At 69.8% G+C, this 26,200-nt stretch carries 24 protein-coding genes; 13 read left to right on the top strand and 11 right to left on the bottom strand.

What is annotated here, in order from left to right; translation table 11 throughout:
- Positions 1-7 precede the first annotated feature (7 nt).
- Positions 8-1,234, top strand: a complete 1,227-nt coding sequence (locus PGN23_RS16945; protein ID WP_335304237.1) for an acyl-CoA dehydrogenase family protein — start codon at positions 8-10, stop codon at positions 1,232-1,234.
- A gap of 174 nt (positions 1,235-1,408) precedes the next feature.
- On the opposite strand, the gene PGN23_RS16940 is transcribed toward PGN23_RS16945, so the two are convergent.
- Together PGN23_RS16940 and PGN23_RS16935 are read right to left on the bottom strand one after the other, a co-directional pair.
- Positions 1,409-1,870 (bottom strand): DUF3429 domain-containing protein, encoded by a 462-nt coding sequence (locus tag PGN23_RS16940; RefSeq protein WP_335304236.1) that lies wholly within the window; start codon positions 1,868-1,870, stop codon positions 1,409-1,411.
- A 487-nt stretch (positions 1,871-2,357) separates the two neighbouring features.
- Positions 2,358-3,512, bottom strand: coding sequence for an acyl-CoA dehydrogenase family protein (locus PGN23_RS16935; protein ID WP_335304235.1), 1,155 nt, complete (start codon positions 3,510-3,512; stop codon positions 2,358-2,360).
- A 148-nt stretch (positions 3,513-3,660) separates the two neighbouring features.
- Between PGN23_RS16935 and PGN23_RS16930 the strand changes: the two genes are divergently transcribed.
- The 3 genes from PGN23_RS16930 to PGN23_RS16920 all read left to right on the top strand — a co-directional run bounded on the left by PGN23_RS16930 (position 3,661) and on the right by PGN23_RS16920 (position 7,358).
- Positions 3,661-4,662, top strand: a complete 1,002-nt coding sequence (locus PGN23_RS16930; RefSeq protein ID WP_335304234.1) for a fumarylacetoacetate hydrolase family protein — start codon at positions 3,661-3,663, stop codon at positions 4,660-4,662.
- The gene (gene treF, locus PGN23_RS16925; RefSeq protein WP_335304638.1) at positions 4,662-6,197 is read left to right on the top strand and encodes an alpha,alpha-trehalase TreF; all 1,536 of its coding nucleotides are present in this window, start codon (positions 4,662-4,664) and stop codon (positions 6,195-6,197) included. Before PGN23_RS16930 ends, treF begins: the two co-directional genes overlap by 1 nt.
- A 69-nt stretch (positions 6,198-6,266) precedes the next feature.
- Entirely contained in the window at positions 6,267-7,358 is a 1,092-nt protein-coding gene (locus PGN23_RS16920; protein WP_335304232.1) for an AI-2E family transporter, read from the top strand.
- Positions 7,359-7,487: 129 nt separating this feature from the next.
- Here the strand turns inward: PGN23_RS16920 and PGN23_RS16915 are convergent, their stop codons facing one another.
- On the bottom strand, positions 7,488-10,754 hold the full coding sequence (locus PGN23_RS16915) for an error-prone DNA polymerase (RefSeq protein ID WP_335304230.1): 3,267 nt from the start codon (positions 10,752-10,754) through the stop codon (positions 7,488-7,490).
- A gap of 54 nt (positions 10,755-10,808) precedes the next feature.
- Between PGN23_RS16915 and PGN23_RS16910 the strand changes: the two genes are divergently transcribed.
- Positions 10,809-11,099 carry a type II toxin-antitoxin system Phd/YefM family antitoxin gene (locus PGN23_RS16910; RefSeq protein WP_335304229.1) on the top strand — a complete coding sequence of 97 codons (291 nt, stop codon included), beginning with the start codon at positions 10,809-10,811 and terminating at the stop codon, positions 11,097-11,099.
- Complete coding sequence (locus tag PGN23_RS16905) at positions 11,096-11,500, top strand: type II toxin-antitoxin system VapC family toxin (protein ID WP_335304228.1); 405 nt, start codon at positions 11,096-11,098, stop codon at positions 11,498-11,500. Before PGN23_RS16910 ends, PGN23_RS16905 begins: the two co-directional genes overlap by 4 nt.
- 4 nt (positions 11,501-11,504) lie before the next feature.
- Here the strand turns inward: PGN23_RS16905 and PGN23_RS16900 are convergent, their stop codons facing one another.
- Both PGN23_RS16900 and PGN23_RS16895 read right to left on the bottom strand, forming a co-directional pair.
- Positions 11,505-13,625: a DNA polymerase Y family protein gene (locus PGN23_RS16900; protein WP_335304227.1), complete on the bottom strand. Its 2,121-nt coding sequence runs from the start codon at positions 13,623-13,625 to the stop codon at positions 11,505-11,507.
- Positions 13,537-14,289, bottom strand: coding sequence for an ImuA family protein (locus PGN23_RS16895; RefSeq protein ID WP_335304226.1), 753 nt, complete (start codon positions 14,287-14,289; stop codon positions 13,537-13,539). Before PGN23_RS16895 ends, PGN23_RS16900 begins: the two co-directional genes overlap by 89 nt.
- 397 nt (positions 14,290-14,686) lie before the next feature.
- Here PGN23_RS16895 and PGN23_RS16890 point away from each other — a divergent pair, with 397 nt between their 5' ends.
- The 4 genes from PGN23_RS16890 to PGN23_RS16875 all read left to right on the top strand — a co-directional run bounded on the left by PGN23_RS16890 (position 14,687) and on the right by PGN23_RS16875 (position 19,502).
- Positions 14,687-15,976: a 3-methyl-2-oxobutanoate dehydrogenase (2-methylpropanoyl-transferring) subunit alpha gene (locus PGN23_RS16890; RefSeq protein WP_335304225.1), complete on the top strand. Its 1,290-nt coding sequence runs from the start codon at positions 14,687-14,689 to the stop codon at positions 15,974-15,976.
- A gap of 349 nt (positions 15,977-16,325) precedes the next feature.
- Complete coding sequence (locus PGN23_RS16885) at positions 16,326-17,330, top strand: alpha-ketoacid dehydrogenase subunit beta (protein WP_335304637.1); 1,005 nt, start codon at positions 16,326-16,328, stop codon at positions 17,328-17,330.
- Positions 17,331-17,335: 5 nt separating this feature from the next.
- Entirely contained in the window at positions 17,336-18,667 is a 1,332-nt protein-coding gene (locus PGN23_RS16880) for a dihydrolipoamide acetyltransferase family protein (protein WP_335304224.1), read from the top strand.
- A 19-nt stretch (positions 18,668-18,686) separates the two neighbouring features.
- Positions 18,687-19,502: a hypothetical protein gene (locus PGN23_RS16875; protein ID WP_335304223.1), complete on the top strand. Its 816-nt coding sequence runs from the start codon at positions 18,687-18,689 to the stop codon at positions 19,500-19,502.
- A gap of 212 nt (positions 19,503-19,714) precedes the next feature.
- Here PGN23_RS16875 and PGN23_RS16870 read toward each other — a convergent pair whose 3' ends face one another.
- The 6 genes from PGN23_RS16870 to PGN23_RS16845 all read right to left on the bottom strand — a co-directional run bounded on the left by PGN23_RS16870 (position 19,715) and on the right by PGN23_RS16845 (position 24,074).
- Entirely contained in the window at positions 19,715-19,858 is a 144-nt protein-coding gene (locus PGN23_RS16870; protein WP_335304222.1) for a lmo0937 family membrane protein, read from the bottom strand.
- Positions 19,859-19,919: 61 nt separating this feature from the next.
- On the bottom strand, positions 19,920-20,249 hold the full coding sequence (locus tag PGN23_RS16865) for a hypothetical protein (protein ID WP_335304221.1): 330 nt from the start codon (positions 20,247-20,249) through the stop codon (positions 19,920-19,922).
- Between the two features lie 34 nt (positions 20,250-20,283).
- Positions 20,284-21,480, bottom strand: coding sequence for an acetyl-CoA C-acyltransferase (locus tag PGN23_RS16860; RefSeq protein WP_335304220.1), 1,197 nt, complete (start codon positions 21,478-21,480; stop codon positions 20,284-20,286).
- 335 nt (positions 21,481-21,815) lie between these two features.
- Complete coding sequence (locus tag PGN23_RS16855; protein WP_335304219.1) at positions 21,816-22,016, bottom strand: hypothetical protein; 201 nt, start codon at positions 22,014-22,016, stop codon at positions 21,816-21,818.
- Between the two features lie 214 nt (positions 22,017-22,230).
- Complete coding sequence (locus PGN23_RS16850; protein ID WP_335304218.1) at positions 22,231-22,962, bottom strand: phosphocholine cytidylyltransferase family protein; 732 nt, start codon at positions 22,960-22,962, stop codon at positions 22,231-22,233.
- Positions 22,963-22,967: 5 nt separating this feature from the next.
- Positions 22,968-24,074 (bottom strand): inositol-3-phosphate synthase, encoded by a 1,107-nt coding sequence (locus tag PGN23_RS16845; protein WP_335304217.1) that lies wholly within the window; start codon positions 24,072-24,074, stop codon positions 22,968-22,970.
- Between the two features lie 198 nt (positions 24,075-24,272).
- Between PGN23_RS16845 and PGN23_RS16840 the strand changes: the two genes are divergently transcribed.
- From PGN23_RS16840 to PGN23_RS16830, 3 genes are read left to right on the top strand one after another with little or no spacing between them, the layout of a single operon-like run.
- Positions 24,273-25,094, top strand: a complete 822-nt coding sequence (locus tag PGN23_RS16840) for a CDP-alcohol phosphatidyltransferase family protein (protein WP_335304216.1) — start codon at positions 24,273-24,275, stop codon at positions 25,092-25,094.
- Between the two features lies 1 nt (position 25,095).
- Positions 25,096-25,563 carry a MaoC family dehydratase gene (locus tag PGN23_RS16835; RefSeq protein ID WP_335304215.1) on the top strand — a complete coding sequence of 156 codons (468 nt, stop codon included), beginning with the start codon at positions 25,096-25,098 and terminating at the stop codon, positions 25,561-25,563.
- A gap of 58 nt (positions 25,564-25,621) precedes the next feature.
- Positions 25,622-26,161 (top strand): superoxide dismutase family protein, encoded by a 540-nt coding sequence (locus PGN23_RS16830; protein WP_335304214.1) that lies wholly within the window; start codon positions 25,622-25,624, stop codon positions 26,159-26,161.
- Positions 26,162-26,200: the final 39 nt, after the last annotated feature.

The raw sequence follows: 26,200 nt of genomic DNA, 5'->3' as shown, positions 1-26,200 counted from the left end.
ACCCGCCATGGACTTCGACTGTAGCGAACGAACACGCGACCTGATCGCCCGGCTCGACACCTTCATGGAGGAGCACGTCTATCCGGTCGAACGCGAGCGGCACGAATTCGTCATCGACCCCGCCAACCTCTGGAAGGAGTGGCCGGGGCTGGAGGCGCTGAAGGAGAAGGCGCGCGAGGCGGGGCTGTGGAACCTGTTCCTGCCGCACGAATACGGTCACTGGTCGCCGGGGCTCACCAACCTGGAATATGCGCCGCTGGCCGAGATCATGGGCCGCGTGCCGTGGTCAAGCGAGATCTTCAACTGCTCCGCGCCCGATACCGGCAACATGGAGGTGCTGGCGAAATACGGCAGCCCCGAGCAGCAGGAGCGGTGGCTGAAGCCGTTGCTGGCGGGGCGTATCCGCTCCGCCTATGTCATGACCGAGCCGCAGGTGGCCTCCTCCGACGCGACAAACCTGGAGATGTCGATCGTCGCGGACGGCGACGATTACGTCATCAACGGGCGCAAATGGTGGATTTCCAACTTCATGCACCCCGCGACCACGCTGCTGCTGGTGATGGGCAAGACCGACTTCGACGCCCCGCGCCACGCGCAGCACTCGACGATCATCGTGCCCAAGGACACGCCCGGCATCACCGTGGTGAAGCACCAGCGCGTGTTCGGCAGCCTCAATTCGCCGGGTGGCGAGTGCGAACTGCGGTTCGAGGACGTGCGCGTACCCAGGGGCAATCTGATCCTGGGTGAGGGGCGCGGGTTCGAGATCGCCCAGGGGCGTCTCGGGCCGGGGCGCATCCACCATTGCATGCGCTCGATCGGGCAGGCGCAGCGCGCGCTGGAGATCATGGCGCGCCGGGTCGAGAATCGCGTCGCCTTCGGCAGAAAGCTGTCGGATCAATCCTCGATCCGGCAGGACGTGGCCAGGGGCTTCTGCGAGGTCGAGATGGCCCGGCTGCTGACGCTGAAGGCCGCCGATCGCATGGACAAGGTGGGGAACAAGGACGCCAAGGACCTGATCGCCGCGATCAAGGTCGTCGCGCCGCAGATGGCGCAGAACGTATGCGACCGTGCGATCCAGAGCCACGGCGGCATGGGGGTGAGCGACGATACGCCGATCGCCGAATTCTTCACGATCAATCGCTTCGTCCGGATCGCCGACGGGCCGGACGAGGTGCACATGAGCCAGCTCGGCAAGCAGAAGATCCGCGAATATAACGCATCCAACGCGCGCTAGTCTGGTGGAACAGAGGTTCGGTTCCTTACCGTCACCCCGGGCTTGGCCCGGGGTCCCGCTTCTCTCTCAAGCTAGCCGAAGAAAAGCGGGAGCCCGGGTCAAGCCTGGGATGACGGTATCCATGAGCTGAACTTCGGATTCAGATGACTAGCGCGCCGGGGCGTCCAGCGCGCGTTAGGCCGACAGCGCGCCCGCCAGGATGGTGAGCGCACCCAGGCCGACCGACAGCGGCACGCGCAGCCGCATCCAGTCGGCGGGCGCGTCGCCGCGGCGGACCAGCATCCGGTCGACCGGCAGCGTTAGCAGGATCGCGCTGCCGGTCGCGACCAGTCCCCATTCGACGTGCCCCGTCACGGTCGCGGCGAGCAGGATGGCGAAGGCGACGAGATTGGGCACGACCGCCAGCAGCGCGAGCCGCCCCTGCGTCGCGTCGCCCCGTCGGTGCATCGCGAACCCCCACCAGATCCCGCCCAGGAAGCTGAGGATCAGCAGCGCGTAACCGAACGCTGCCGCGGTCGCGATCGGCACGTCGCCGAGCAGCAGCGCGACCGCGGCCATCTGCGGCAACAGGCCCGCAAAGCCCAGCGCCACGGCGGCGCGCTCCAGCGCGGGACGATCGGGGGAAGCGGGTGTCACGGCGGCTCCTCGCAGGTGGTACGCCCGTCCTACGCCGCAGCCGGCGATGCGATCCGTCAGGCGGTGCGCAGCGCCTACAGGAAGCCGGACAGTCCGGTTTCGACGCCCATCGGCAGGCTGCGGTTGCAGAGCAGCGCGTGACCGAACGGGCTGAACAGCAGTCGCGCACGTCGCGCTCCAGCAGCACGCCGAGCGGTCGGTCGTCGGCGTCGATCAGCGCCATGGAGCGCAGCGTGGGGGCGGCGCGCAGCATTTCCACCGCGTCGCGGAGCGTCGCGTCGATCCGCAAATGGTGTCGGCCGGTGATCCACCCGGCCGACACCATGTCATGTCCGATCCGTTCGCCGGCTGTACCACCGCGACCCACGAGGCGACGTCCTTTCTTGCGGGACGTGCTCTACGCGGGGATCGTAAATGCCGGCTTTCCCGCAGATGACGGGGCGATGACAGTCGCTGCCGGGACGCCGCGGCATCCCGGCCGGGCGTGTCACAGCTTGCGCGAGATCACTTCCTTCATGATTTCGTTGGTGCCGCCGTAGATGCGGCTGACGCGCGCGCCGCGCCATGCCCGCGCGATCGGATATTCGTTCATATAGCCCGCCCCGCCGTGCAGCTGGAGGCACTTGTCCATCACTTCCCATTGCAGGTCGGTGTGCCACAGCTTCGCCGCGGCGCCTTCCTCGTTGGTCAGCTCGCCCGCCAGATGGCGCTTGATCGCCCAGTCGAGATGCGCCCAGCCGACCTGCAGCTTCGCCTTGAGGTCCGCGAGAACGAACTTGGTGTTCTGGAAATCGAACACATGGCCCTTGAAGGCCTTGCGGTCCTTGGTGAAGGCGACCGTCTCGTCGAACGCCTTCTGCGACGAGGCCTGTACCGACACCGCGATCGACAGGCGCTCCTGCGGCAGCTGGCTCATCAGATAGACGAAGCCCATGCCCTCCTCGCCCAGGCAGTTGGTGATCGGCACGCGCACGTCCTCGAAGAACAGCTCGGAGGTGTCGGCGGCATCCTGCCCGATCTTGTCGAGCTTGCGCCCCTTGCTGAACCCCTCGCGGTCGCTTTCGACGAGGATGATCGACATCCCCTTCCACGCCGGCTGCGCATCGGGATCGGTCTTCGCGACGACCAGCGTCAGGTCGGTGTTCTGGCCGTTGGTGATATACGTCTTCGACCCGTTGATGACGTAGTGGTTGCCGTCCTTCTTCGCGGTGGTGCGGATCGACTGGAGGTCGCTGCCGGTGCCCGGCTCGGTCATGGCGATCGCGGTGATGACGTCGCCCGACACCATCCTGGGCAGCCATTCCTTCTTCTGCTCGTCGGAGCCATAATGCTCCATATAGCCGGCGACGATGTCCGACTGGAGCGAGAAGCCGGCGGGAACGCCGGCATAGGCCATCTCCTCGTCGACGATGGCGTTGTAGCCGAAGTCGAGGCCCAGGCCGCCGAACTCCTCCGGCACGGTGGGGCACAGCATCCCGATCTCGCCCGCCTTCTGCCAGAAGGCCTTGGGCACCAGCCGGTCCTTCTCCCACTGATCGACATGCGGCACGCCTTCCTTCGCCAGGAAGCTGCGGACGGTCTGGCGGAAGGCCTCGTGGTCGTCGGTATAGGCGAAGCGACCGGGCAGGGTATCGAGCGACATCGGGCAAGCTCTCCGGATATTCTGTCGCCGGGATTGTCGCGGGACGGGGGTGGGGGGTCAAGTAACTTTTGTTATGGCGGTACGGTGGGTGGCGTCGGCCGCCCGGCGGCGCTAGTCACGGGAGATACGTTCCAACGGAGAGAAGCGCATGAAGCTCGCCAGCCTGAAGCACGGACGCGATGGAAAGCTGGTCGTCGTGTCGGACGATCTCGCCTGGTATGCGGATGCGACCCACGTCTGCGCGACGTTGCAGGCGGCGCTCGACGACTGGGACCGCATCGCGCCGTCGCTCGAATTGCTGGCGACCGACCTGCGCAACGAGGCGATCCCGCGCGAGCGCTTCCACGAGCATGACGCCGCCGCGCCGCTGCCGCGCGCCTATCAATGGGCGGACGGCTCGGCCTATGTGAACCATGTCGCGCTGGTGCGGCAGGCGCGGAGCGCGGAGATGCCGGAGAGCTTCTGGCACGATCCGCTGATGTACCAGGGCGGGTCGGACGGCTTCCTGGGGCCGCGCGACGACATCCCGCTGGCGGACGAGAGCTGGGGCTGCGACCTGGAGGGCGAGGTGGTCGTCGTCACCGGCGACGTGCCGCAGGGCGCCACGCGGGAGGCGGCGCTGGCGGCGATCCGGCTGGTCGGACTGACCAACGACGTCTCGCTGCGCAACCTGATCCCGGGCGAATTGGCGAAGGGGTTCGGCTTCTTCCAGTCGAAGCCGGCGTCGGCCTTTTCCCCCGTGTTCGTCACGCCCGAGGCGCTCGGCGACTGGTGGCGGGACGGCAAGCTGCACCGCACGCTGATGATCGATCTGAACGGACAGCCGTTCGGCCGCGTCGCGGCGGGCGAGGACATGACCTTCGACTTCGGCACGCTGGTCGCCCATGCCGCGAAGACGCGGGCGCTGGGGGCGGGGACGATCGTCGGATCGGGCACGGTGTCCAACCGCGATGCCGACGGCGGCCCGGGCAAGCCGATCGCGCAGGGGGGCGTGGGCTATGCCTGTATCGCCGAGGTGCGCACCATCGAGACGATCCGCGAGGGTGCGGCGGCCACCCCCTTCCTGAAGAAGGGCGATACCGTCCGCATCTGGGCCGAGGACGATCGCCACCACACCATCTTCGGCGCGATCGAGCAGACGGTCGCGTGATGCAGCGCGCGGCGGTCGCCCTATCGCTGGCGCTGGTCGGCGGCTGCATGGCGCCCGCCGCGCGCCTGTCGGCCCCGGCCCCCACCGCGCAGGTGCGGACGCCGGCCGATCTCTACGGTCCGTTGTTCGAGGCGGTGCAGATGCGGCGCATCTTTCCCGACGGGAAGACGTTCGTCGATGCGGTGGCGAAGCGCGATGCGGCAGCGATCGTGGCGGATTATCGCCGCGGCGACTATCGCGACGATGCGGCGCTCACCGCGTTCGTGATGGCGAATTTCGACGTTCCCGCGGCGGCGCCCGCCACGCCGGCGAGCGCGGCGCGACCGCCGCTGGCGGAGCATATCCGGGCGCTGTGGCCGCAGCTGACGCGGCCGCCGCTCGATCCGCCGGCGGGATCGTCCGCGCTGGCGCTGCCGCATCGCTACGTCGTGCCCGGCGGGCGCTTCCGCGAGATGTATTACTGGGACAGCTATTTCACGATGCTGGGGCTGGAGGCGGACGGCCGCGGCGACCTGATGCGCGACATGATCGAGAATTTCGTCTCGCTGGTCACGCGCTACGGCCACGTCCCCAACGGCACGCGCACCTATTACGTCAGCCGGTCGCAGCCGCCGTTCCTCTATCTGATGATGGGGCTGGTGCGCGATGCGGACGCGGCGACGCAGGCGCGCTGGCTGGCGGCGCTGAAGGCGGAGCATCGCTTCTGGATCACGCAGCGGTCGGTGACGATGCCCGACGGCGCGGTGCTCCAGCGCTACGGTGATGCGCGCCGGACGCCGCGCGACGAATCGTGGCGCGAGGATGTCGAGACGGGGCGCGGCGACCCCGCCAGGTACAACGACCTGCGCGCCGGTGCGGAGAGCGGGTGGGATTTCTCGTCGCGCTGGCTGGCCGACGGGCGCACGCTGGCGACGATCCGTACCACCGGGATCGTGCCGGTCGACCTCAACAGCCTGCTGTACGGCATGGAGCGCGCGCTGGCGGAGCGCAGCCGCGCGCTGGGACACCGCGATGCGGGCGACTACGATCGCATGGCGGAGGTTCGCCGCGCCGCGATCGAACGCTGGCTGTGGCGCGACGACGAGGCGCGCTACGGCGACTACGACCTGGGCGAGCGCCGCGTGCGCGCCGGGGTGACCGCGGCGACCGCCTATCCCCTCTTCACCGGCATGGCCTCGCCCGGGCGCGGGGCGCGCGTGGCGGCGACGATCGAGCGCGATCTGCTGGCGGCGAACGGTCTGCGCAGCACGATGGCGACGACGGGGCAGCAATGGGACCGGCCCAACGGCTGGGCTCCGCTGCAATGGATCGCGGTCGACGGGCTGCGTCGCTACGGGCGCGACGATCTGGCGCAGCGGATCGCGGTGCGCTTCCTGGCGACGGTCGAGCGCGAGTATCGTGCCTCGGGCAAGCTGCTCGAGAAGTACGACGTGGAGGAAAGCCGCGCCGGGGGCGGGGGCGAATATCCCACGCAGGACGGCTTCGGGTGGACCAACGGCGTCACGCGTGCGTTGCAGGAGCGTTACGCGCGCTGATGCGCGGAGCCATTCGCGGTGCGGATGGTTCAGGAGCGCAACGATCCACCGCAGGGAAGCCACGACCGCATGACCATCGCGCGCGACCGCCTGGAAAACGGCGGCCTGATCCTGTTCGTCGTCGCGATCACGGTGGCCCTGACGCTGGTGGTGTCGAGCTTTCTGGGCGCGTTGCTGTGGGCGGCGCTGGCGGCCCTGCTGTTCCAGCCGCTGTATCGCCGCCTGCTGACGCGCTGGCCGGACCGGCGCAACCTCGCCGCGGCGCTGACCCTGCTCATCCTCACCGTCGCGGTGGTGATACCGGCGCTGGTCGTCGCCAGCCTGGTCGTGGACCAGGCGAGCGGGCTCTACATGCAGTTGCGCAGCGGACAGGTCGATGTCGCCAGCTATTTCAAGCAGGTGCACGACGCGCTGCCGCTACGGCTCCAGCGGTTGCTCGACAGCAGCGGGTTCAACACGTTCGAGCGCGTACAGGCGAAGGTGTCCCAGGCGGTCGGCAGTTCCGTGAGCACGATCGCCCGCCAGGCGCTCTCGATCGGCGCCAATGCCGCGGCATGGCTGCTGGCGTTCGGCGTCGGGCTGTACGTGGCCTTCTTCCTGCTGCGCGACGGCGATCGGATCGGCCCCGCGATCGTGCGCGCGCTGCCGCTGGAGCGCAGCATCGCGGAGCGGCTGGCGGACAAGTTCGTGACGGTGGTGCGCGCCACGATCAAGGGATCGGGCGTCGTCGCGGTGGTACAGGGTGCGCTGGGCGCGGCGACCTTCGCGATCGTCGGGCTGCCGGCGTTCCTGCTGTGGGGCGTGCTGATGGCGATCGCGGCGTTGCTGCCCGCGGTGGGGCCGGCGATCATCTGGACCCCGGTCGCGATCTACCTGCTGGCGACGGGCGCGATCTGGCAGGCGGCGGTGGTGATCGCCTCTGGCGTGCTGGTGATCGGGCTGGCGGACAATATCCTGCGCCCGATCCTGGTGGGGCGCGATACCGGCATCCCCGACTGGCTGGTGCTGGTGACGACGCTGGGCGGGATCGACCTGATCGGGCTGAGCGGGATCGTCGTCGGTCCGCTGGCGGGAGCGCTGTTCATCACCGGGTGGCGGATCCTGACCGAGCAGCGGCTGGGGGTGGCGGCGGATGAGAGCTCGGACCCGGAAGCTGGCTAACTCACCGTCATGCCGGGCTCGTCCCGGCATCCAGGGTTTCGCACACCGTCAAGCCTGAGGTGCGTGGAACCCTGGCCCCCGGGACAAGCCCGGGGTGACGGTGCGTGTGGGGGGGGCGGGGGATGCGCCTCAATGAAAGTCGTGGCTCCTGATCGGGATCACGTCCTCGGCGCGCTCGCGGAAGTGATAGTCGGAGCGGACCGGCGGCTTCCACCCCTTTTCCTTGTATCCCTTGTCTCCGCGATCGGGCGCACCCGGATGCGTCGCGCCGTCGCCGCGTGACACCATCCGTGGCAGGTCGATGTCCCCCACCTGGCGCAGCATCGGCGTCAGGTCGGTGACGCGCTCGACGATGACGTGGATGACGCTGCCCTCCTTCTGCACCTGCCCGCGCAGGCTGACCATCGCCGCGCTCATCACGGTGCGACGTTGCGCCTCGAAGCGATCGGGCCACAGGATGCCGTTGGCGACGCCGGTCTCGTCCTCGATCGTGATGAACAGCACCCCCTTCGCGCTGCCGGGGCGCTGGCGGACCAGGATGATGCCGGCGACCTCCACCCATTTGCCGTCCTTCGCGCCCAGATCGGCGCATCGCACCACGCGCCGCTCGTCCAGCGTCCCGCGCAGGAAGGTGAGCGGATGCGCGCGCAGCGACAATTGCGTGGCGCGGTAATCCTCCACCACCTCGCGCCCCTGCGTCAGCCGTGCGAGCGTCACCGGCTCCTCGCGCCGCTCGATCCCGGCCAGGAGCGGCAGCGGTGTCTCGCCCAGCCCGCGGATCGCCCATAACGCCTGCCGCCGGTCGAGCCCGAGCGCGTGGAAGGCGTCCGCCCGCGCCAGCTTCTCCAGCGTGGCGAGCGGCACGCCCGAGCGGCGCCAGACGTCCTCCACGCTTGCGAACGGCGCCTGCGCGCGCGCGGTCAGGATGCGTCCGGCATCCGCCCCCGACAGGCCGTTGACGATGCGCAGCCCCAGCCGCAGCGGCAGCATGCCGCGCCCGTCGAGCAGGGTGGTGTCCCACTCGCTCTTCAGCACGCAGACGGGGTGCACCACCACGCCGTGCTCGCGCGCGTCACGCACGATCTGCGCGGGGGCATAGAAGCCCATCGGCTGCGCGTTGAGCAGCGCGGCGCAGAACACGTCGGGATGGTGGCATTTCATCCATGACGAGGCATAGGCGATCTTGGCGAAACTCGCGGCGTGGCTTTCGGGAAAGCCGTAGCTGCCGAACCCCTCGATCTGCTTGACCAGGCGCTCGGCGAAGAGCGGATCGATGCCGCGCTCGCGCATCCCCGCGACCAGCTTTTCATGGAAGCGGCCCACGCCGCCGGTCAGCTTGAACGTCGCCATCGCACGGCGCAGCTCGTCCGCCTCGCCCGGCGTGAACCCGGCGCCCAGGATCGCGACCTGCATCGCCTGTTCCTGGAACAGCGGGATGCCGAGCGTCTTCTTCAGTACGCGTTCCAGATCCGGGCTGGGATAGTCGACCGGATCGCGGCCCTCGCGCCGCTTCAGATAGGGGTGGACCATGTCGCCCTGGATCGGGCCGGGGCGCACGATCGCGACCTGGATCGCGATGTCGTAGAATTCCTTCGGCTTCATCCGCGGCAGCATGCTCATCTGCGCGCGGCTCTCGATCTGGAACACGCCCAGCGTGTCGGCCTGCTGGATCATCGCATAGGTGGCGGGGTCGTCCTCCTGCATGATCGGGCTGGCCATCGTCATGTGCACGTTCTTGTGCGCGGCGAGCAGGTCGAAGGCGCGGCGCATGCAGCCCAGCATCCCCAGCCCGAGGATGTCGACCTTCATGAAGCCGAGTTCCTCGATATCGACCTTCTCCCATTCGACGACGTGACGGTCCTGCATCGCGGCGGGCTCGATCGGCACGAGGTCGTGGAGCGGCGCGCGTGTCAGGACGAAGCCGCCGGGATGCTGCGACAGGTGGCGCGGCGTCCCGATCAGCTCGCGGGCGAGATTCAGCGCCAGCGCGAGGCGCGGTTCGCCGGCATCGAGGTTGAGCGCGGCGACATGCTCGGTCGGCACCCCCTCGTTCGACCAGCCCCATACCTGCGAGGCGAGCGCGCCGGTCATGTCCTCGGGCAGGCCCAGCGCCTTGCCCACCTCGCGGATCGCGCCGCGGGTGCGGAAGCGGCTGACCACCGCGGTCAGCGCGGCATGGTCGCGGGTGTAATGGTCGTAGATGAACTGGATCACCTCCTCGCGCCGTTCGTGCTCGAAGTCGACGTCGATGTCGGGCGGCTCGCGGCGTTCCTCGGACACGAACCGCTCGAACAGCAACTGGTGCTTGACGGGGTCGATCGAGGTGATGCCGAGCGCGAAGCAGATGACCGAATTGGCCGCGCTGCCGCGCCCCTGGCACAGGATGTCCTGGCTGCGGGCATATTGGACGATCGAGTTCACGGTCAGGAAATAGGGCGCGTACTCCATCCGCCCGACGAGCCGAAGCTCATGCTCGAGCAGGTCGACATAGGCCTTTGGCGGGGCAGGTCCGAAGCGGTGGCGCAGCCCGTTCCACGCCAGCGCGGCCAGCGCCTCCTGCGCGGTCTTGCCGCTCATCACTTCCTCGTCCGGATATTGGTATCGCAGCTCGCGCAGCGAGAAGGTGCAGCGCTCGACCACCGCCTCCACCGCGGCGAGCGCGTCGGGATGGTGGCGGAAGTGGCGCGCCATCTGGTCGGGCGGCATCAGGTGGCGGTCGGCATGGCGTTCGCGGCGATAGCCGAGCTCGTCGATCGTGCATTTCTCGCGGATCGCGGTGACCACGTCCTGGAGCGCGCGGCGGTCGGGATGGTGGTAGAGGACGTCGCCGGTGGCGAGCGGGGCGAGGCCGTAGCGCCGCGCGGCGTCCGCGGTGCCGTGCAGCCGCAGCGCCTCGCCGGGGCGGCGCCAGGGGGTGAGGCAGAGGTGGCCGCGATCCGGGAACAGGTCCGCCATCCAGCGCAGGTCGGTATCCGCGACCCCGGCGACATCGGGGACGAGCGCGGCGACCAGCCCCCGGGCATGGGTCGCGACATCGTCCCAGTGGAGGAAACAGCGCCCCTTCTCGCCCCTCTGCGCATCGGCGCGCGATTTGCCGAGGGTGAGCAGCCGGGTGAGGCGCGACCAGGCGGCGCGGTCCTCCGGCCAGACCAGCAGCGATGCGCCCGAGACGAGGTCGAGCCGGCAGCCGAGCACGAGCCGGGGCGGGTCGGGATGCTGGGCGGCGATCTGCTCCTGCGCGTAGAGCATCCGCACCACGCCCGCGACCGAGTTGCGATCGGTGACGCCGATCGCGGGCATGCCCATTTCCGCCGCGGTCACGACCAGCTCCTCCGGCGAGGACGCGCCGCGCAGGAACGAGAAGTGCGTGGTGACCTGAAGCTCGCTGTAGGTCATTGCCGGGGGGCCGCGAACCGACCATATGAACTGGTCGGTTCGAGAGGTGCGCAAATGGGCAAGACGATCGGCATCACCGAGTTCAAGGCGAAGTGCATCGCGCTCCTCGACGAGATGGAGCGCAGCGGTGAGCCGCTGACGATCACGCGGCGCGGCAAGCCATCGCTGACATTGAGTGCGAAGGCGGCGGAGGAGGCGGTGGCGAAGCCGTTGTTCGGGGCGATGAAGGGGACGTTCATGATCCACGGCGACATCGTCGGTCCCGTCGATCCCGATTGGGAGGTCGAGTGGGAACGCAAGTGGGATGAGCGTGGCTTCGTCGCCCCGGCACGAGACGGGGCGTGATCCTGCTCGATACCCATGTCGTCGTGTGGGCCGTCGGCGATATCCCCACGCTGGGTCGGTCGGCGCGCGACATCATCGCTCGCGACGCGGATTGCCGCGTCTCGGCCATGGTGGCGTGGGAGGTCGCGATGATGGCCGAGAAGGGAAGGTTGACCTCCGACGTTCCGCTGGACCGATGGATCGGGCGAAGCCTGCGATCGCTTGATGCACGCGAAGTGCCTGTATCCGTTCTGATCGCGACGGACGCGGGCAGCCTGAAGGCGGGGATACACGGGGACCCCTGCGATCGGATCATGATCGCCACGGCGCGTGCGCTGAATTGCCCGCTGATGACGGCGGACGAGAAGATTCTGGGATATGCCGCCGCCGGCCATCTGAAGGCGATCGACGCGCGGGTGTGAGGGATCAGCCGAAGGTGCCATGGATGTACCAGCTGAGGTCGCCCGTCTCGGCGCGCAGACCGTCGCCGCGGCGGAAGAGCCAGAAGCGCGCGCCCGCCTCGTCCTCGACGCGGAAATAGTCGCGTACCGCGCTCGCCTCGCCCGGGCGGCGCCACCATTCGCCGGTGATCCGCTCCGGCCCGTCGCCGCGCACGACGCGGTGGGTGATGCCGCGCCAGGTGAAGCGTGCGGGGGGATAATCGGGCATTTCGGCCATGACATGGTCGAGCGGTTCCGGACGGCGCAGCAGCCGCGCCGGGCGGGGCCAGCGCGGGTGCCAGGGATGCGCCTGAGGGCGCGTGTCGAGGCGTCGGACGTCCTCGCGCACGAGCTGCGGGGCGGTGTCGGCGGGCGGGTCGAGCGGGGCGGCGCGCGCCGTGCCGCGTTCGGGCACGTCGCTTTCGACCGGGGCCATGCGCCACAGCCGCCGTTGCCCGATGCGGTTCACGATGGCGTCGATCAGGGGCGCCAGATCGGGGCGCTCGCCATCGGCGAGATCGCCGTCGAACGCCTCCGCCCCCAGCGGGTCGGCGCGCTGGACGTGGAGCGCCAGCGCCTCGATCCCGAAGCCGGGGTCGAGGCGGTCGACCTGCCGCACCAGCAGCCGCAGCATGTGGTCGGGCGCGCGGGTGGGGCGGGCGAAGCCGATGCGGATCGTCTGCACCGCGCGGTCGATACGCGTGGCGGCCAGCACGACCGCGCGGGCGCCGCGCCCGGCGCGCGCCAGATCGACGGCGAGGCGGCTGACGAGCTGCCCGATCCAGTGCGCGATCGGCTCCGCGGTGAGCAGCGGCTCGGCGAAACGCTGCTCGACCATGATCGCCACCGGGGGGACGATCGCGTCGAGCGGCTCCGACGCGCGCCCCGACGCCTGGTCGAGGCGAAGCGCGAGGGTGCGGCCGAAGCGGCGCACCAGCGGCGCGCGGGGGAGCGCGGCGAGCTGGCCGACCGTCTCCACGCCCAGGCGGCGGAGCAGCTCCTGCGCGTGTTCCTCCACCCGCAGCGCCGCGACCGGCAGCGGGGCGAGCGCGGGAAGGGGATCGCCGGGGGGCAGCGAGGTGATGGCGGACGGGGCGAAATGCGCGCAGGCCCAGGCGGCGCCCGCGGTATCGGCGATGCCGACGCGCGCGGCGAAGCCGAGCCGGGCGAGCAGGCGGACGAGGCGGCGTGCCATCGCCTCCTCTCCGCCGTGCAGGTGGCTGACGCCGGTGAGGTCGAGGAACAGGGTCTGCGCATCGGCGACCGCCACCACCGGGGTCCAGCGGCGGGCGAGCGCGATCGAAAGTTTGCGAAGGTCGCACGCATCGCCCTCAGGATCGGCATCGCGGACCACCACGTCGGGGACCGCGGCGCGGACCTGCGTCAGCGGCATGCCGGGGGCGACGCCCAGCGCCAGCGCGGACGGCGAGGCGGCGGCGACCTCGACCCGGCTGCCGACCTTGTGGACGGTTACGAGCGGCGGCGCAGGGTCGCCCGATGTTGGCGAAGGATGCGCCGATGTGGGCGGACAGACGCGCGACACGGTGCCCGTGCTGCGCGCGGTGTCGAAGAAGGCGGCGACCTCCTTCACCGCGGCGCCGGGGTCGTTGGAGCCATTCTTCCTGTTCCCCGGCGCAGGCCGGGGTCCCGTTGCGCGCGGCTCGCAAGATGCGGAAACCGCGCCCGACCGGGCCCCGGCCTGCGCCGGGGAACAAGGAAGTGCGGCGGGCTTGGGCCAGCCGGTCGCCTTCCCCCCGTCGTCGCCGGGCAGGCGCTTGTAGGGATGGTCCGCCGCCTCGCTGCGGCGCCCCATCTCGCGCATCGGCGGGCGCTGGTGCGCGGGCAGCGTGGCGATCTGGCGCGCCACCTCCTCCCGTCCCCCCATGTCGCGCGCCCATCTGGCGCCGGGACGCCAGCCGGTGTTGCGCGGTGCGTCGCAGTTCTTGCCGCCCTGTTCCGCATCGCTCGCCGCCTTGATCGCGGCCCAATCCGGCACCAGGGCGTCCAGCGCCACGCGCTCAGGCGGCGGCGGTGCGAGCGCGGGTTCCGCCCGCCGCAGCCGGTCGATCGACCAGTCGGGCAGGTAGAGCGATGCGACCCGTTTCATCGCAGGCCTCCACAAGCAGTTGAAAGGGTTCGCCGCCGCGCTGGCGGGTGCAGTGCACATCCCAGCGCGCGCGGCCGATGCCGGCGACGGGCAGCGGTGCGGACGGGGCGGAGGCGACGCGCCAGCGCGTGACCGCGGCGGAGGGGACCGCGAACGGGTCCGCCTCCTCGCGCGCGTGACGCTTCATCAGGAGCGCGATGGTGCGCCCGCCCTCCGCCGCGAGTTGCAGCCGGCGGGTGGAGGCCATGGCGGCGCGGCGCGTCTCGCCGATCACCGCGCCCAGCGCGCGATGACGCAGCCCTTCCTCCATCAATGCCAGCACCTCCGCATCGTCCGCCGCCTCGGCATAGAGGACGCGCTCGGGGGAGAGGCCCGACTGGTAGAGCCCGGGCGCGAAGAGGTCGCGGCGGCGCACCACCCAGAGCACCGGGCCCCAGGCGCGCGCCGCGATCCCGGCGAGGAACAGCGTGGCCGAGGCATCGTCGCCCATCGAGGCGGTGGCGGCGGCGACCTCGTGCAAGGCATCCAGCCGCAGCCCGCCGTCCGCCAGCCGCGTGTCGACCGCGGGCGTGCCGAACGGCAGCGTCGCGCGGCGGCGATGGCCGTCGCCCTCGATCGCGCGGAGCGTGTCGCGCAGGGACTGGAGGACGCTCGACTGGGACACGGATGATACGACTCGCGATGGGGAAGTTCGTTCCTAATTTGTTCCCTTGGAGCGAGTCGAGTCAATCCGTTGATTTTGGGGGGCGTCGTCTCTGGTAGCCCCCCGTCATGCCGGGCTTGTCCCGGCATCCAGGGTTCGACGCACCCCGCTGCCGTTCGGAGCGCGGAACCCTGGACCCCGGGACAAGCCCGGGGTGACGATGGAAGTTGAAGAAGCGGGACCCCGGCTCAGGGCCGGGGTGACGAGGCGCAGGCTGCCGTCGCAACAAAATTGCGGATTTGCCGCGCGGATCGGGCATTGTGCTGCGCGGACGGGGCGATCGGCAGGCGTTGAAATATTATTACGCGCGCCGTACACTCGCCCGCAAGCGACCCCGTGGTACGCGAAGGAGAGAGCAGTGGGCGAGGCCCCCGATCGTTTGAGCAACCTGAAGCCGCTGTCGCTTCACGTGCCGGAGCCGAAGTTCCGCCCCGGCGACGCGGTCGATTTCGCCGCGGTGGAGGTGCCCGCCGCGGGCTCCGTGCGTCGCCCCGACACCGCCGCCAACCCGCATGATTTCACCGATCTGGCCTATACGATGGTGCGCGTACTGGACGAGGACGGTCGCGCGGTCGGGCCATGGGACCCGCAGCTGTCGCCCGACAAGAAGCGCCGGATGCTGCGCCACATGGCGATGGTGCGCGCGTTCGACGAGCGCATGTTCCGCGCGCAGCGGCAGGGCAAGACCAGCTTCTACATGAAGTCGCTGGGCGAGGAGGCGGTCGCCGTCTCCGCCGCGCACGCGCTGGACGACGAGGACATGTGCTTCCCGTCGTACCGCCAGCAGGGGCTGCTCATCGCGCGCGGCTGCCCGCTGGTCGACATGATGAACCAGATCTATTCGAACACCGGCGACAAGCTGCAGGGCAAGCAGCTGCCGATCATGTATTCGGAGAAGCGCTTCGGCTTCTTCTCGATCTCCGGCAACCTGACGACGCAATATCCGCAGGCGGTCGGCTGGGCGATGGCCAGCGCGTCGAAGGGCGATACGCGGATCGCGGCGACCTGGTGCGGCGAGGGATCGACCGCGGAGGGCGATTTCCACTCCGCGCTGACCTTCGCCACGGTCTATCGTGCGCCGGTGATCTTCAACGTGGTCAACAACCAGTGGGCGATCAGCAGCTTCTCCGGATTCGCGGGCGCGGAGGCGACGACGTTCGCGGCACGCGCGATCGGCTATGGCATCGCCGGGCTCAGGGTGGACGGCAACGATGCGCTGGCGGTCTATGCCGCGACCGCCTGGGCCGCGGAGCGCGCGCGGACCAATGCCGGGCCGACGCTGATCGAGCATTTCACGTATCGCACCGAGGGGCATTCGACCTCGGACGACCCGACGCAATATCGCTCCGCGGGCGAGCCGACCGCCTGGCCGCTGGGCGACCCGATCCGGCGGCTGAAGGATCACCTGATCGCGGTCGGCGAATGGGACGAGGCGCGGCAGGAAGCGATGGACCGCGAGATCGCCGAAGAGGTGAAGGCGGCGCAGAAGGCGGCGGAGAAGAACGGCATCCTGGGCCACGGACTGCACCAGCCGCTCGACACGCTGTTCGACGGCGTGTTCGAGGAGATGCCGTGGCACCTGCGCGAGCAGCAGGCGCAGATGATGGCCGAGGAAGAAGCGAGCGGGCGGCCATGGGCGCGCAAGTGAGCGCCGCCGCTGCCGTCATCCCCGCGGAGGCGGGGATCCAGACGCGCAGGTCTTCGCTAGAGGCGAAACGTCAGAGGTTATGGATTCCCGCTTTCGCGGGAATGACGGAGGTTGCGTGGTGAGCGCTTTACCCTTCTTCGTCACCCCGGGCTCGACCCGGGGTCCCGCTTCCAACTTCCCGCGCGATAAAGCGGGAACCCGGGTCACGCCCGGGGTGACGGGATAAGCCCATGACCGCCTTCCCCCTCACCCTCCCACTCGACTGCGTCGAGCGGGCCCCTCCCTCTCCCACCAGGGGAGAGGGGTTGTGAGTGACACCATGACCGATACAATCGATACCACCACCCGCATGAACATGATCCAGGCGATCAACTCCGCCATGGGCGTGATGATGGAGCGCGACGCGGGCGTCGTCGTGATGGGGGAGGACGTCGGCTATTTCGGCGGTGTCTTCCGTGCGACCGCGGGCCTGCAGAAGAAATACGGCAAGACGCGCGTGTTCGATACGCCGATCACCGAGATCGGGATCATCGGCGTGTCGATCGGGATGGGCGCGTACGGCCTGCGCCCGGTGCCGGAGATTCAGTTCGCCGACTATATCTACCCCGCGCTCGACCAATTGGTGAGCGAGGCGGCGCGGCTGCGCTATCGCTCCGCAGGGGAGTTCATCTCGCCGATCACGGTGCGCTCGCCGTTCGGCGGCGGCATCTTCGGCGGGCAGACGCATTCGCAGTCGCCGGAGGGGATCTTCACCCATGTCTCGGGCCTGAAGACGGTGATTCCGTCGACGCCCTATGACGCCAAGGGGCTGCTGATCTCCGCGATCGAGGATAACGATCCCGTCATCTTCTTCGAGCCGAAGCGCATCTACAACGGCCCGTTCAACGGCCATTGGGACCGCCCGGCGGAGAATTGGTCGAAGCATCCCGCGGGCGAGGTGCCGACCGGCTATTACCGGATCCCGCTGGGCAAGGCGAACGTGGTGCGCCGCGGCGAGGCGGTGACGATGCTGGCCTATGGCACGATGGTGCATGTCTGCGCGCAGGTCGTCGCCGACACGGGCGTCGATGCGGAGATCATCGACCTGCGCACGCTGGTGCCGCTGGACATCGAGACGATCGAGGAGAGCGTGAAGAAGACCGGGCGCTGCATGATCGTCCACGAGGCGACGCGCACCGGCGGGTTCGGCGCGGAGCTGGCGGCGCTGGTGCAGGAGCGGTGCTTCTATCACCTGGAGGCGCCGGTGGAGCGCGTCACCGGGTTCGACACGCCGTATCCGCACAGCCTGGAATGGGCCTATTTCCCGGGGCCGGTGCGGATCGGGCAGGCGCTCAAGAAGATTCTGAAGGACTAAGGCAGATGGCGCGTTTCACCTTCAAGCTGCCCGATATCGGCGAGGGCATTTCCGAGGCGGAGATCGTGGCGTGGCACGTCAAGGTCGGCGACCGGGTCGAGGAGGACCAGAGCCTCGCCGACATGATGACCGACAAGGCGACGGTGGAGATGGAGTCGCCGGTCGCGGGCGTCGTGGTGGAGCTGGCGGGCGAGGTCGGCGACCAGGTGTCGATCGGCGCGGCGCTGGTGGTGATCGAGGTCGAGGGGGCGGGTGAGGCACCCGCTACCGAGCCGGAGGTGCTGGAGGCGGAGAATCCGGGCGTGGAGGAAGCGGCGGCTCCCCTCCCTGCAAGGGACGGGCCGGGGGTGGGTGATGGGTCCGAGGAGCCCGTCCTCGCGCGCGACCCGTCCCCGGTCGATGTGTCTCAGGACCGTTCCTCGAAGATCGAACCCACCCCCGACCCCTCCCTTGCAGGAAGGGGAGTATTGGCCTCCCCCGCCGTCCGGGCGCGGGCGAAGGACCTGGGCGTCGACCTCGCGCAGGTGCGCATCGCCGAGGGCGACCGCATCCGCCACGCCGACCTCGACGCCTATCTGCGCTACAACGCGGGGCAGGGCTACAACGCCCCGCATGCCAGCGCCGCGCACGCGGACGAGCAGGTGCGCGTCATCGGCATGCGGCGGCGCATCGCGGAGAACATGGCCGCGTCGAAGCGCCATATCCCGCACTTCACCTATGTCGACGAGATCGACGTGACCGAGCTGGAACGCGTCCGCGCGGATCTGAACGCGAACCGGGGGCAGCGGCCGAAGCTGACGATGCTGCCGCTGATGATCGTCGCGATCTGTCGGACGCTGCCCGACTTTCCGATGCTCAACGCGCGCTACGACGACGAGGCGGGCGTGGTGACGCGGTCGGGGCGGGTGCATCTGGGCATGGCGACGCAGACCGATGCCGGGCTGACCGTGCCGGTCATCCGCGACGCGCAGGACCGCAACGTGTGGCAGCTGGCGACCGAGATCGCGCGGCTGGCGGATGCGGCGCGCGCGAACAGGCTGACGCCGCAGGAGCTGGGCGGGGGGACGATCACCGTCACCTCGCTGGGGCCGCTGGGCGGCGTCGCGACGACGCCGGTCATCAACCGGCCGGAGGTGGCGATCATCGGGCCGAACAAGATCGTCGAGCGACCCGTGTTTGCCAAAAATGCTCGGGGGGGCGACGACATCGTCCGCGCGAAGCTGATGAACCTGTCGATCAGCTGCGACCACCGCGTCGTCGACGGCTGGGATGCGGCGAGCTACGTCCAGGCGCTCAAGAAGCTGCTGGAGACGCCGGTGCTGTTGTTCGCCGACTGAGGCGGGTAGGGGTGCGGCGATGCACCTCGACCTGATCCAGTCGCTGAGCCTGTGCGGCGACCCCGCCACCCCCAATGACGACCGCGCGGGGGCGACGGCCGCGCGCGCCTGGGTCATCGACGGCGCGACCGATCTGGGGCCGCCGGGACTGCTGGGCGATCAGGGCGGGGCGGCCTGGCTGGCGGCGGTGGCCGATGTTGCGTTCGGGGCGACGCGGTCGGGGACGCTGGCGGATGCCTGCGCTTGCGTGTTCGCGGATGTCGAGGCGCGGTTCCTGGCCGAGCGGCGGCGGGAGCCGGTGGCGGCGTGGGAGCTGCCGAGCGCGGCGTTCGTCGCGGTGCAGCTGGCCGATGGCGCCCTGGAGGCGGCGTGGGCGGCGGACTGCGCGCTGCTGCACCGCGCGGGCGAGCGGGTGTCGTGGGTGACGCCGGTGCCGGACCGCGCGCGCGAGAGCGCGGATGCCGCGGCGCTGGGCGCCGGGCAGACGATACGCAGTCCGGCGGTGCTCGCGGACCGGCGACGCGCGCGCGAACGCGTCGGGCGGCGGGTCATGGGGGTGAAGGCCGCGGAATCGCGCGCGGTGACATCGTTTGCCAGCGTCGCGGTGGCGGCGGGGGACGCGCTGCTGCTGATGAGCGACGGCTTTTCGGCGCTGGTCGATGCCTATGGCGCCTATGACGCGGCGGGGTTGTTCGCCGCGGTCGAGGCGCGCGGGCTGGCGGCGCTGGCGGTGGAACTGCGCGCGATCGAGGCGGCGGACGCGGCGTGCGTGCGCTTTCCGCGGTTCAAGGCCAGCGACGACGCGACCGCGCTATGGGTGCGGGTCGCGGGGTAGCTGCGACGCTCTTACGACGACCGGGGCGGGGGCGGGGGCCAGTGAGGCGCCGGTTCGCGTGGATCGCAACGCCTGCGCAACTGGATCCCGGCCTTCGCGGGACCTTTGCAAAAGGCTACACCGTGCTCCTGCCTGCGCAGCAGCACGGTGTGGGCTCGGTGCCGTTGCACCCGTTCTGCAAAGGCCCCGCCTTCGCCGGGATGGTCAGTCCGCTATACCCTGCGGCCGGTGAACAGCTGGACCAGCCCGACGATCAGCGCCAGCACCAGCAGGATATGGATCAGCCCGCCCGCGACGTGGAAGCCGAAGCCGAGCAGCCACAGGATCAGCAGGATCGCCGCAATCGTCCACAACATGATGTTTTACCTCGCCTAATCTGCGAGCATTACGCATCCGTGCCGATCGCGGTTCCGTCGATCAGTCGGGACGGGTATCCCGTCCGGTGAGCGGCTTCCCGTCGCCGACGCTGCGATCCGCCTCGAAATCCTCGCCGGGATTGCCGCCGCCGGCACCGGCGCCGCTGCCGCGAACCTCGCCGGTGACGGGGTCGAAGGAGGCGCGCCTGCCGTTGTCGGGCGGCATGACGGGATCGTCGTCGGTGACGCGCGAGGGCACGGGCGCGACGCTGCCCGCGGGCATCCGCGCGCCGAGCTTGCGCTCCTCCTCCAGCGAATAGCCCTGTCCGAACTTGCCCTCGTTCCTGTCGAAGGCGGGGCGGCGGCGGTGCTCGATATCGTGGTCGGTCATGCCGCCCCAACGCACCGCCGCGCGCCTGCGATCCTCAGACGATCTCGAACAGCCCGGCGGCGCCCATCCCGCCGGCGGTGCACATCGAGACGACGACATAGCGCACGCCGCGCTTTCGCCCCTCGATCAGCGCATGGCCGACGAGCCGCGAGCCGGTCATGCCGAACGGGTGGCCGACCGCGATCGCGCCGCCGTTGACGTTATACTTGTCCGGATCGATGCCCAGATGGTCGCGGCAATAGAGGCATTGCGAGGCGAACGCCTCGTTCAGCTCCCACAGCCCGATGTCGGCGACCGAGAGGCCGGCGCGCTCCAGCAGCTTGGGGATGGCGAAGACCGGGCCGATGCCCATTTCGTCGGGCGCGCAGCCCGCCGCCTGAAAGCCGCGATAGACGCCCAGGATCTCCTTGCCCTCGGCCTGCGCGGTGGCGCGGTCCATCACGATCTGCGCGGCGGCGCCGTCCGACAGCTGGCTGGCGTTGCCGGCGGTGATGTGGCTGCCGGGGCCGCTGAACTCGCCGCCGCCCCACACGGTCTTGAGCCCGCGCAGCGCCTCGAGCGTGGTGCCGGGGCGGATGCCCTCGTCCTGCGCGATCGTCACCGTCTCGGTGCCGGTCTGGTTGCCCTGCTTGTCGAGCAGCGCCTTCTCGACGGTGATCGGTACGATTTCCTCGGCGAAGGCACCGTTCGCGAGCCCGGCGGCGGCGCGCTGCTGGCTCTGCGCGCCATATTCGTCCTGCGCCTCACGCGAGATGCCGTAGCGGTCGGCGACGATCTCCGCGGTCTCGATCATCGGGATATAGGCGGCGGGGACGTGGGCGGTGACGCTCTTGTTGACGTAGCGCGGGGCGTCCTTCGTCACGGTGAAGCTGATCGATTCCATCCCGCCCGCCAGCGCGACGTCGATGTCGCCCGCGATGATCGAGCGTGCCGCGAGCGCGACGGCGGTGAGGCCCGAGCCGCACTTGCGATCGAGCGTGAAGGCGGGCACCGACTGGGGCAGCTGACCGGCGAAGATCGCCATGCGTCCCGCATTGCCGCCCTGCGTGCCCCATTGGTTGCCGATACCCCAGAAGACGTCGTCGATCCGCGCCGCATCGATCCCGGCGCGCTCCACCGCGGCGTTCATGACGTGGCCGGCGAGCACCGGCGCCTCGGTCGCGTTGAACGCGCCGCGATAGGCGCGGCCGATGGCGGTACGGGCGGTGGATACGATCGCGGCTTCGCGCATGGTTGGCCTCTCTCTCCAAGGGTTCGAGAAGCGGGGTAGGCGGCGGGGCGGGGGAGGGCAAGCGGGGGTGATACACTGGCGCCGGCGGCACGCGGAAGCCTGCCGGGGCGGACGCGGGCACCGGGCCACTGGAGGCGGGATGTCACCGCCCGGCCTTCTCACCGTGACCCTGGCGGAGGCGAAACCTTCGCAAAAGGCGACACGGTGCTCCTGCGCAGGCAGGAGCGCAGGGTCCGGCAGAATAACGCCTTAGGGGACGAGCAACCCTGGGCTCCTGCCTGCGCAGGAGCACAGTTGGCATTTTCACAAACGTCCCGCCGACACTGGAGTGGGGTTCAGCTCTTGGGGCTGGGCGCGGGGCGGAGGCCTTCTTCCGCCGCCAGCGCCATGGCCTGCGCTGCGCCGGTGGCGGGCTTGAGGCGGGCGTCCTCGCGGGTGAAGGTAACGAACAGCGCGGCGACGATCAGCAGCGCGATCGCGATGAGCGCGGGCAGGCCGTTGATGCGGCGCGTCGATCGGCGAGGGGTGTCGGTCATCGGGCAAATCCCTGCAGCGGTGAACACACGCGGCAGGAAATGACGATGGCCGGGCGCTCGTTCCGCTTCACCCAGGTTACATTTTCTTGCCGCGGGCGGGGGCGGCCAGCGACCGGCTGACACGGTGGCGGCAGGGCATCCCGCCGGGTCCGAGCCTTCGCGGGACCTTTGCAGACAGTGTTGCCCTGACGCCGGGCAACGACGCGACGCGAGGTCAGGCGGCGCGGGCGTAGCGGTCGTGCGCGGCGAGCGCTTCCTCGGCCTGGTCGAGGGCGCGGGGGTCGTCGACATCCAGCCACCAATGATCGCCGGTATCGGCGACCCGCGCACCGCCATCGGCGGCCAGCGCCTCGACCCCGGCGGAGATCGACCCCGCGCCGCCGGCATCGACCGACGCCTGCAAGGCGGCGTGGAAGCGCGCGTCGACCGCGAAGACGCCGGTGTCGTAGCAATCATAGTCGGGCAGGTGCTTGCCGATCGCGACGATCCGGTCGCCCGCGGTGCGCACGCGGGTGACATCGTCCAGATCGACCAGCGGATTGTCGAGGCGGCGGTCGACGCCGAGCACCAGCGGGGCGGGCGCGGCGCGGACGACGGTGGCGATGAGCGCCGGGTCGACCAGATGGTCGGACATCAGCAGCAGGTGACGCTGCGCGCCGATCGCGGCCGCGCCGCTCAGGACCGAATGGCCGTTGGGAAGCGACCAGTCGCCGGTGCGCACGCACCGGATCGGCAACGACAGCTGCCGTGCGGCGAGCGCGAGGTGCCGCTCCAGCGCTTCGGCCTCATGCCCGGTGACGACGGTGAAGGCGGTGGCCCCGCCGTCGTGCGCCGCGCGGATCACGCGCTCGATCAGGGGCACGCCGTGAACCGGGGTGAGCGGCTTCGACGGCGAGACCGCTCGCAGCCGGCTGCCGTAGCCGGCCGCGACGATAAGCGCGTGCAAGTGGGTTACTCGGCGGCCAGGCGGGTTTCGCCGTGGATGAACTCGTCGGTCATCTGCGCGGCGACGTCGTCGGTCACCTGACGCGGCGGGTGCTTGCAGAAGAACGCCGAGGGGCCGTCGAGCGCGCCCGAGGCGCCGCGCTCCAGACCCAGCTTCACGCAGCGGATCGCGTCCACCACGACGGCGGCGGAGTTCGGCGAATCCTCGACCGAGAGGCGCAGCTCCAGGTTCATCGGCACGCCGCCGAACAGGTCGCCCTCCAGGCGCAGGAAGCACAGCTTGTTGTCGCCCAGCCACGGAATATAGTCCGACGGGCCGACGTGGATGTTCTCGTCCGCCAGACGCTCGGCGATGACCGCCTGCACGGCCTCGGTCTTCGACTCCTTCTTGCTCGCCAGGCGATTGCGGTCGAGCATGTTCATGAAGTCGGTGTTGCCGCCGGTGTTCAGCTGGTAGGTGTGATCGATCGTCACGCCGCGCTGGCCGAACAGGTTGCTGAGCACGCGGTGGACGATGGTGGCACCCACCTGCGCCTTCACGTCGTCACCCACGATCGGCAGGCCGGCGTCGGCGAACTTCTTCTCCCACTCCGGCTTCGACGCGATGAACACGGGCATGCAGTTGACGACGCCCAGCCCCGCCTCCAGCGCGCACTCCATGTAGAATTCGGTCGCCTCCTGGCTGCCGACCGGCAGGAAGTTGACCAGGATCTCCGCGCCCGACGCCTTCAGCTCGGCGATGATCTCGGCCTTGGACGCGTCGCGCGTGTCGTCGATCTCGAACCCGCGGTCGTTGGCGGCGGTCAGCATGTGCGGCGCGACGCCGTCCAGCTTGGCGCCCATCTTCACGATCGTGCCGGTCTTCGGCACGTCGGCGTGGAACACCTTCGTGCAGTTCGGCTTGGCGAAGATCGCCTCGCCCAGATCGAGCCCGACCTTGCGCGAGTCGACGTCGAATGCGGCGACGAAATCGATGTCGCTGACCTTGTATCCGCCGATCTCCTCATGGATCAGGCCCGCGGCGGTGTTGCTGCCGGTATAGTGATACTTGCCCTGAACCAGGCTGCTGGCGCAATTGCCCACGCCGATGACAGCGACCTTGATCGTCTTCATTCTTCCCCACTCGCCGGACGGACCGGCCTCCCGAGACTAATACGTTGCCGCTAGGTGACAGATACGTGGCATCTGTCAAGCGACGCATTGCCCTGTATAGGCATCGCCACCGAGTGTGCGGGTGAGGGCAGCGTGAACGAATCTTTACCAACTGATGCAGGGAAGCCACGGGAACTGCAAGGGTTCCTGAACCGGACCGTGTATCATCTGCTGGCCCACCGGCTGGCGCGCGCATTGGTGCCGACCCCGGTCACGCCCAACATGGTGTCGATCGCGGGGGCGATCATCGTGATGGTCGCAGGCGCGCTCTATACGCTGGTGGCGACTCCGTGGGCGATCGCGCTCGCCTTCGCGCTGCACCTGTCGTGGCATGTCGTCGACGGTGCGGACGGCGCGCTGGCGCGCATGTCGGGGCGCGCCTCCCCCTCGGGCGAGATCGTCGACGGACTGTGCGACTATGCCGGGCACGGCGTGCTCTACGTCCTGTTCGCCGCGACGCTGGACGACACGCTGGGCGCGGGCGCGTGGGCGCTGGCGCTGGCGGCGGGGGTCAGTCGCGCGTTCCAGTCGGTCTTCGCGGAGAGCCAGCGGCGCACCTACCAATGGTGGGCGTACGACGTGCCGTGGCTGCAGAACACCGCGTCCCCGCCCGGGGGCAAGGGCGACGGCATCGGCGTGAAGCTGTCGCGGCTCTACCTGTGGGCGTGGGGCAAGATGGCGGGGCCGACGCAGGCGGTGAACGCGCTGGTGCTCAGCGCCGAGCACGACCCGGCCGAGCGCGCGCGCATCGCGCAGATCGCGCGGCGGACGGGCCGCGCGATCCTGCCCACGGTCGCGATCATCGGGGCGAACCCGCGCACGATCCTGCTGGGGCTCAGCATGATCGCGGGGTCGCCGCTGTGGTTCTTCCTGATCGAGACGGTGGCGTTCAATATCGTGCTGGTCGCAGCGATCGTGCAGGCGGCGGCGATCGGGCGGCGCATCGCCGCGCAGATCGCGCACGGCAACAGGGAGGATTGAGATGGCGGGTCTGTGGTTCGAGCAGTTCTCGGTCGGGCAGCGCTTCGTCCACGAGGTGCGGCGCACGGTGACGGACACCGACAACATCCTCTTCTCCGCGCTGACGCACAATCCGGCGGCGATCCATATCGACCACGATTATGCCGCGACGACCGAGTTCGGGCGGCCGCTGATGAATTCGCTGTTCACGCTGGGGCTGGTGATCGGCCTGTCGGTGCAGGACACGACGTTCGGCACGACGGTCGCCAACCTGGGGATGAGCGAGACGAGCTTCCCCAAGCCGGTCTTCGCGGGCGACACGATCCGGGTCGAGACCGAGGTGACGGCGCTGCGCCCGTCCGCCTCGCGTCCCGGGCAGGGCGTGGTGACGTTCCAGCATGTCGGGCTGAACCAGCGTGGCGAGACGGTGTGCCGGACGCTGCGCGCGGCGCTGATGATGGCGAAGCCGGCGGGGACGGGCGCTGGCTGAGAGGAACCGCGGGCTCCGCCTGATGGTTGGCCCGGGCGATGCAACAGGGAGACGAGCGATGCGGCTGGTGATGTTGGCGGGGATCGGCGCGGCGGCGCTGTCGCTGGGGGCCTGCAACGACGAGGGCAAGATGGCGACCGGGGCGCCGGTCGCGGGCGCGCCGAGCGCGACGGCCAATCTGATGACCGCGACCGGCGCCGCGGTCGGCCGCGCCACCGCGACCGAGGTGGCGGGCGGGGTGCGCTTCACGATCGATGCGATGGGGATGCCGCCGGGGACGCACGGCGCGCACGTCCACATGGTCGGCCGCTGCGATGCGCCCGACTTCGCGAGCGCGGGCAGCCACTGGAACCCCACCGCGATGAAGCACGGGACGATGAACCCGCAGGGCCCCCACCAGGGCGACCTGCCCAACCTGGTGATCGGCAACGACGGCCGCGGCACGATCGCGGCGACGATCCCCGGCGCGACGATGGCCGCGCTGATGGACGCGGACGGCGCGGCGATGGTCGTCCATGCGCAGGCCGATGACCTGAAGACCGATCCCAGCGGCAATTCCGGCGGGCGGATCGCCTGCGGCGTATTCACCGCGGGGTGATGTGTCGAACGCCCCTCCCTTCAGGGGGAGGGGCTTCTT

This window comes from Sphingomonas adhaesiva, from assembly GCF_036946125.1.
GTDB lineage: Bacteria > Pseudomonadota > Alphaproteobacteria > Sphingomonadales > Sphingomonadaceae > Sphingomonas > Sphingomonas adhaesiva_A.
The sequence above is the reverse complement of the archived record's forward strand: the minus strand, read 5'-3'. Positions and strand labels throughout refer to the sequence as shown.

Bases quoted from the DNA above. Each gene is read 5' to 3' on its own strand.
- PGN23_RS16935 (WP_335304235.1), bottom strand. From the start codon at position 3,512: ATGTCGCTCGATACCCTGCCCGGTCGCTTCGCCTATACCGACGACCAC.
- PGN23_RS16860 (WP_335304220.1), bottom strand. From the start codon at position 21,480: ATGCGCGAAGCCGCGATCGTATCCACCGCCCGTACCGCCATCGGCCGC.
- PGN23_RS16830 (WP_335304214.1), top strand. From the start codon at position 25,622: ATGCGGCTGGTGATGTTGGCGGGGATCGGCGCGGCGGCGCTGTCGCTG.
- PGN23_RS16865 (WP_335304221.1), bottom strand. From the start codon at position 20,249: ATGACCGACCACGATATCGAGCACCGCCGCCGCCCCGCCTTCGACAGG.
- PGN23_RS16910 (WP_335304229.1), top strand. From the start codon at position 10,809: ATGGGCAAGACGATCGGCATCACCGAGTTCAAGGCGAAGTGCATCGCG.
- PGN23_RS16915 (WP_335304230.1), bottom strand. From the start codon at position 10,754: ATGACCTACAGCGAGCTTCAGGTCACCACGCACTTCTCGTTCCTGCGC.
- PGN23_RS16900 (WP_335304227.1), bottom strand. From the start codon at position 13,625: ATGAAACGGGTCGCATCGCTCTACCTGCCCGACTGGTCGATCGACCGG.
- PGN23_RS16920 (WP_335304232.1), top strand. From the start codon at position 6,267: ATGACCATCGCGCGCGACCGCCTGGAAAACGGCGGCCTGATCCTGTTC.
- PGN23_RS16845 (WP_335304217.1), bottom strand. From the start codon at position 24,074: ATGAAGACGATCAAGGTCGCTGTCATCGGCGTGGGCAATTGCGCCAGC.
- PGN23_RS16835 (WP_335304215.1), top strand. From the start codon at position 25,096: ATGGCGGGTCTGTGGTTCGAGCAGTTCTCGGTCGGGCAGCGCTTCGTC.
- PGN23_RS16870 (WP_335304222.1), bottom strand. From the start codon at position 19,858: ATGTTGTGGACGATTGCGGCGATCCTGCTGATCCTGTGGCTGCTCGGC.
- PGN23_RS16930 (WP_335304234.1), top strand. From the start codon at position 3,661: ATGAAGCTCGCCAGCCTGAAGCACGGACGCGATGGAAAGCTGGTCGTC.
- PGN23_RS16875 (WP_335304223.1), top strand. From the start codon at position 18,687: ATGCACCTCGACCTGATCCAGTCGCTGAGCCTGTGCGGCGACCCCGCC.
- PGN23_RS16855 (WP_335304219.1), bottom strand. From the start codon at position 22,016: ATGACCGACACCCCTCGCCGATCGACGCGCCGCATCAACGGCCTGCCC.
- treF (WP_335304638.1), top strand. From the start codon at position 4,662: ATGCAGCGCGCGGCGGTCGCCCTATCGCTGGCGCTGGTCGGCGGCTGC.
- PGN23_RS16880 (WP_335304224.1), top strand. From the start codon at position 17,336: ATGGCGCGTTTCACCTTCAAGCTGCCCGATATCGGCGAGGGCATTTCC.
- PGN23_RS16885 (WP_335304637.1), top strand. From the start codon at position 16,326: ATGAACATGATCCAGGCGATCAACTCCGCCATGGGCGTGATGATGGAG.
- PGN23_RS16945 (WP_335304237.1), top strand. From the start codon at position 8: ATGGACTTCGACTGTAGCGAACGAACACGCGACCTGATCGCCCGGCTC.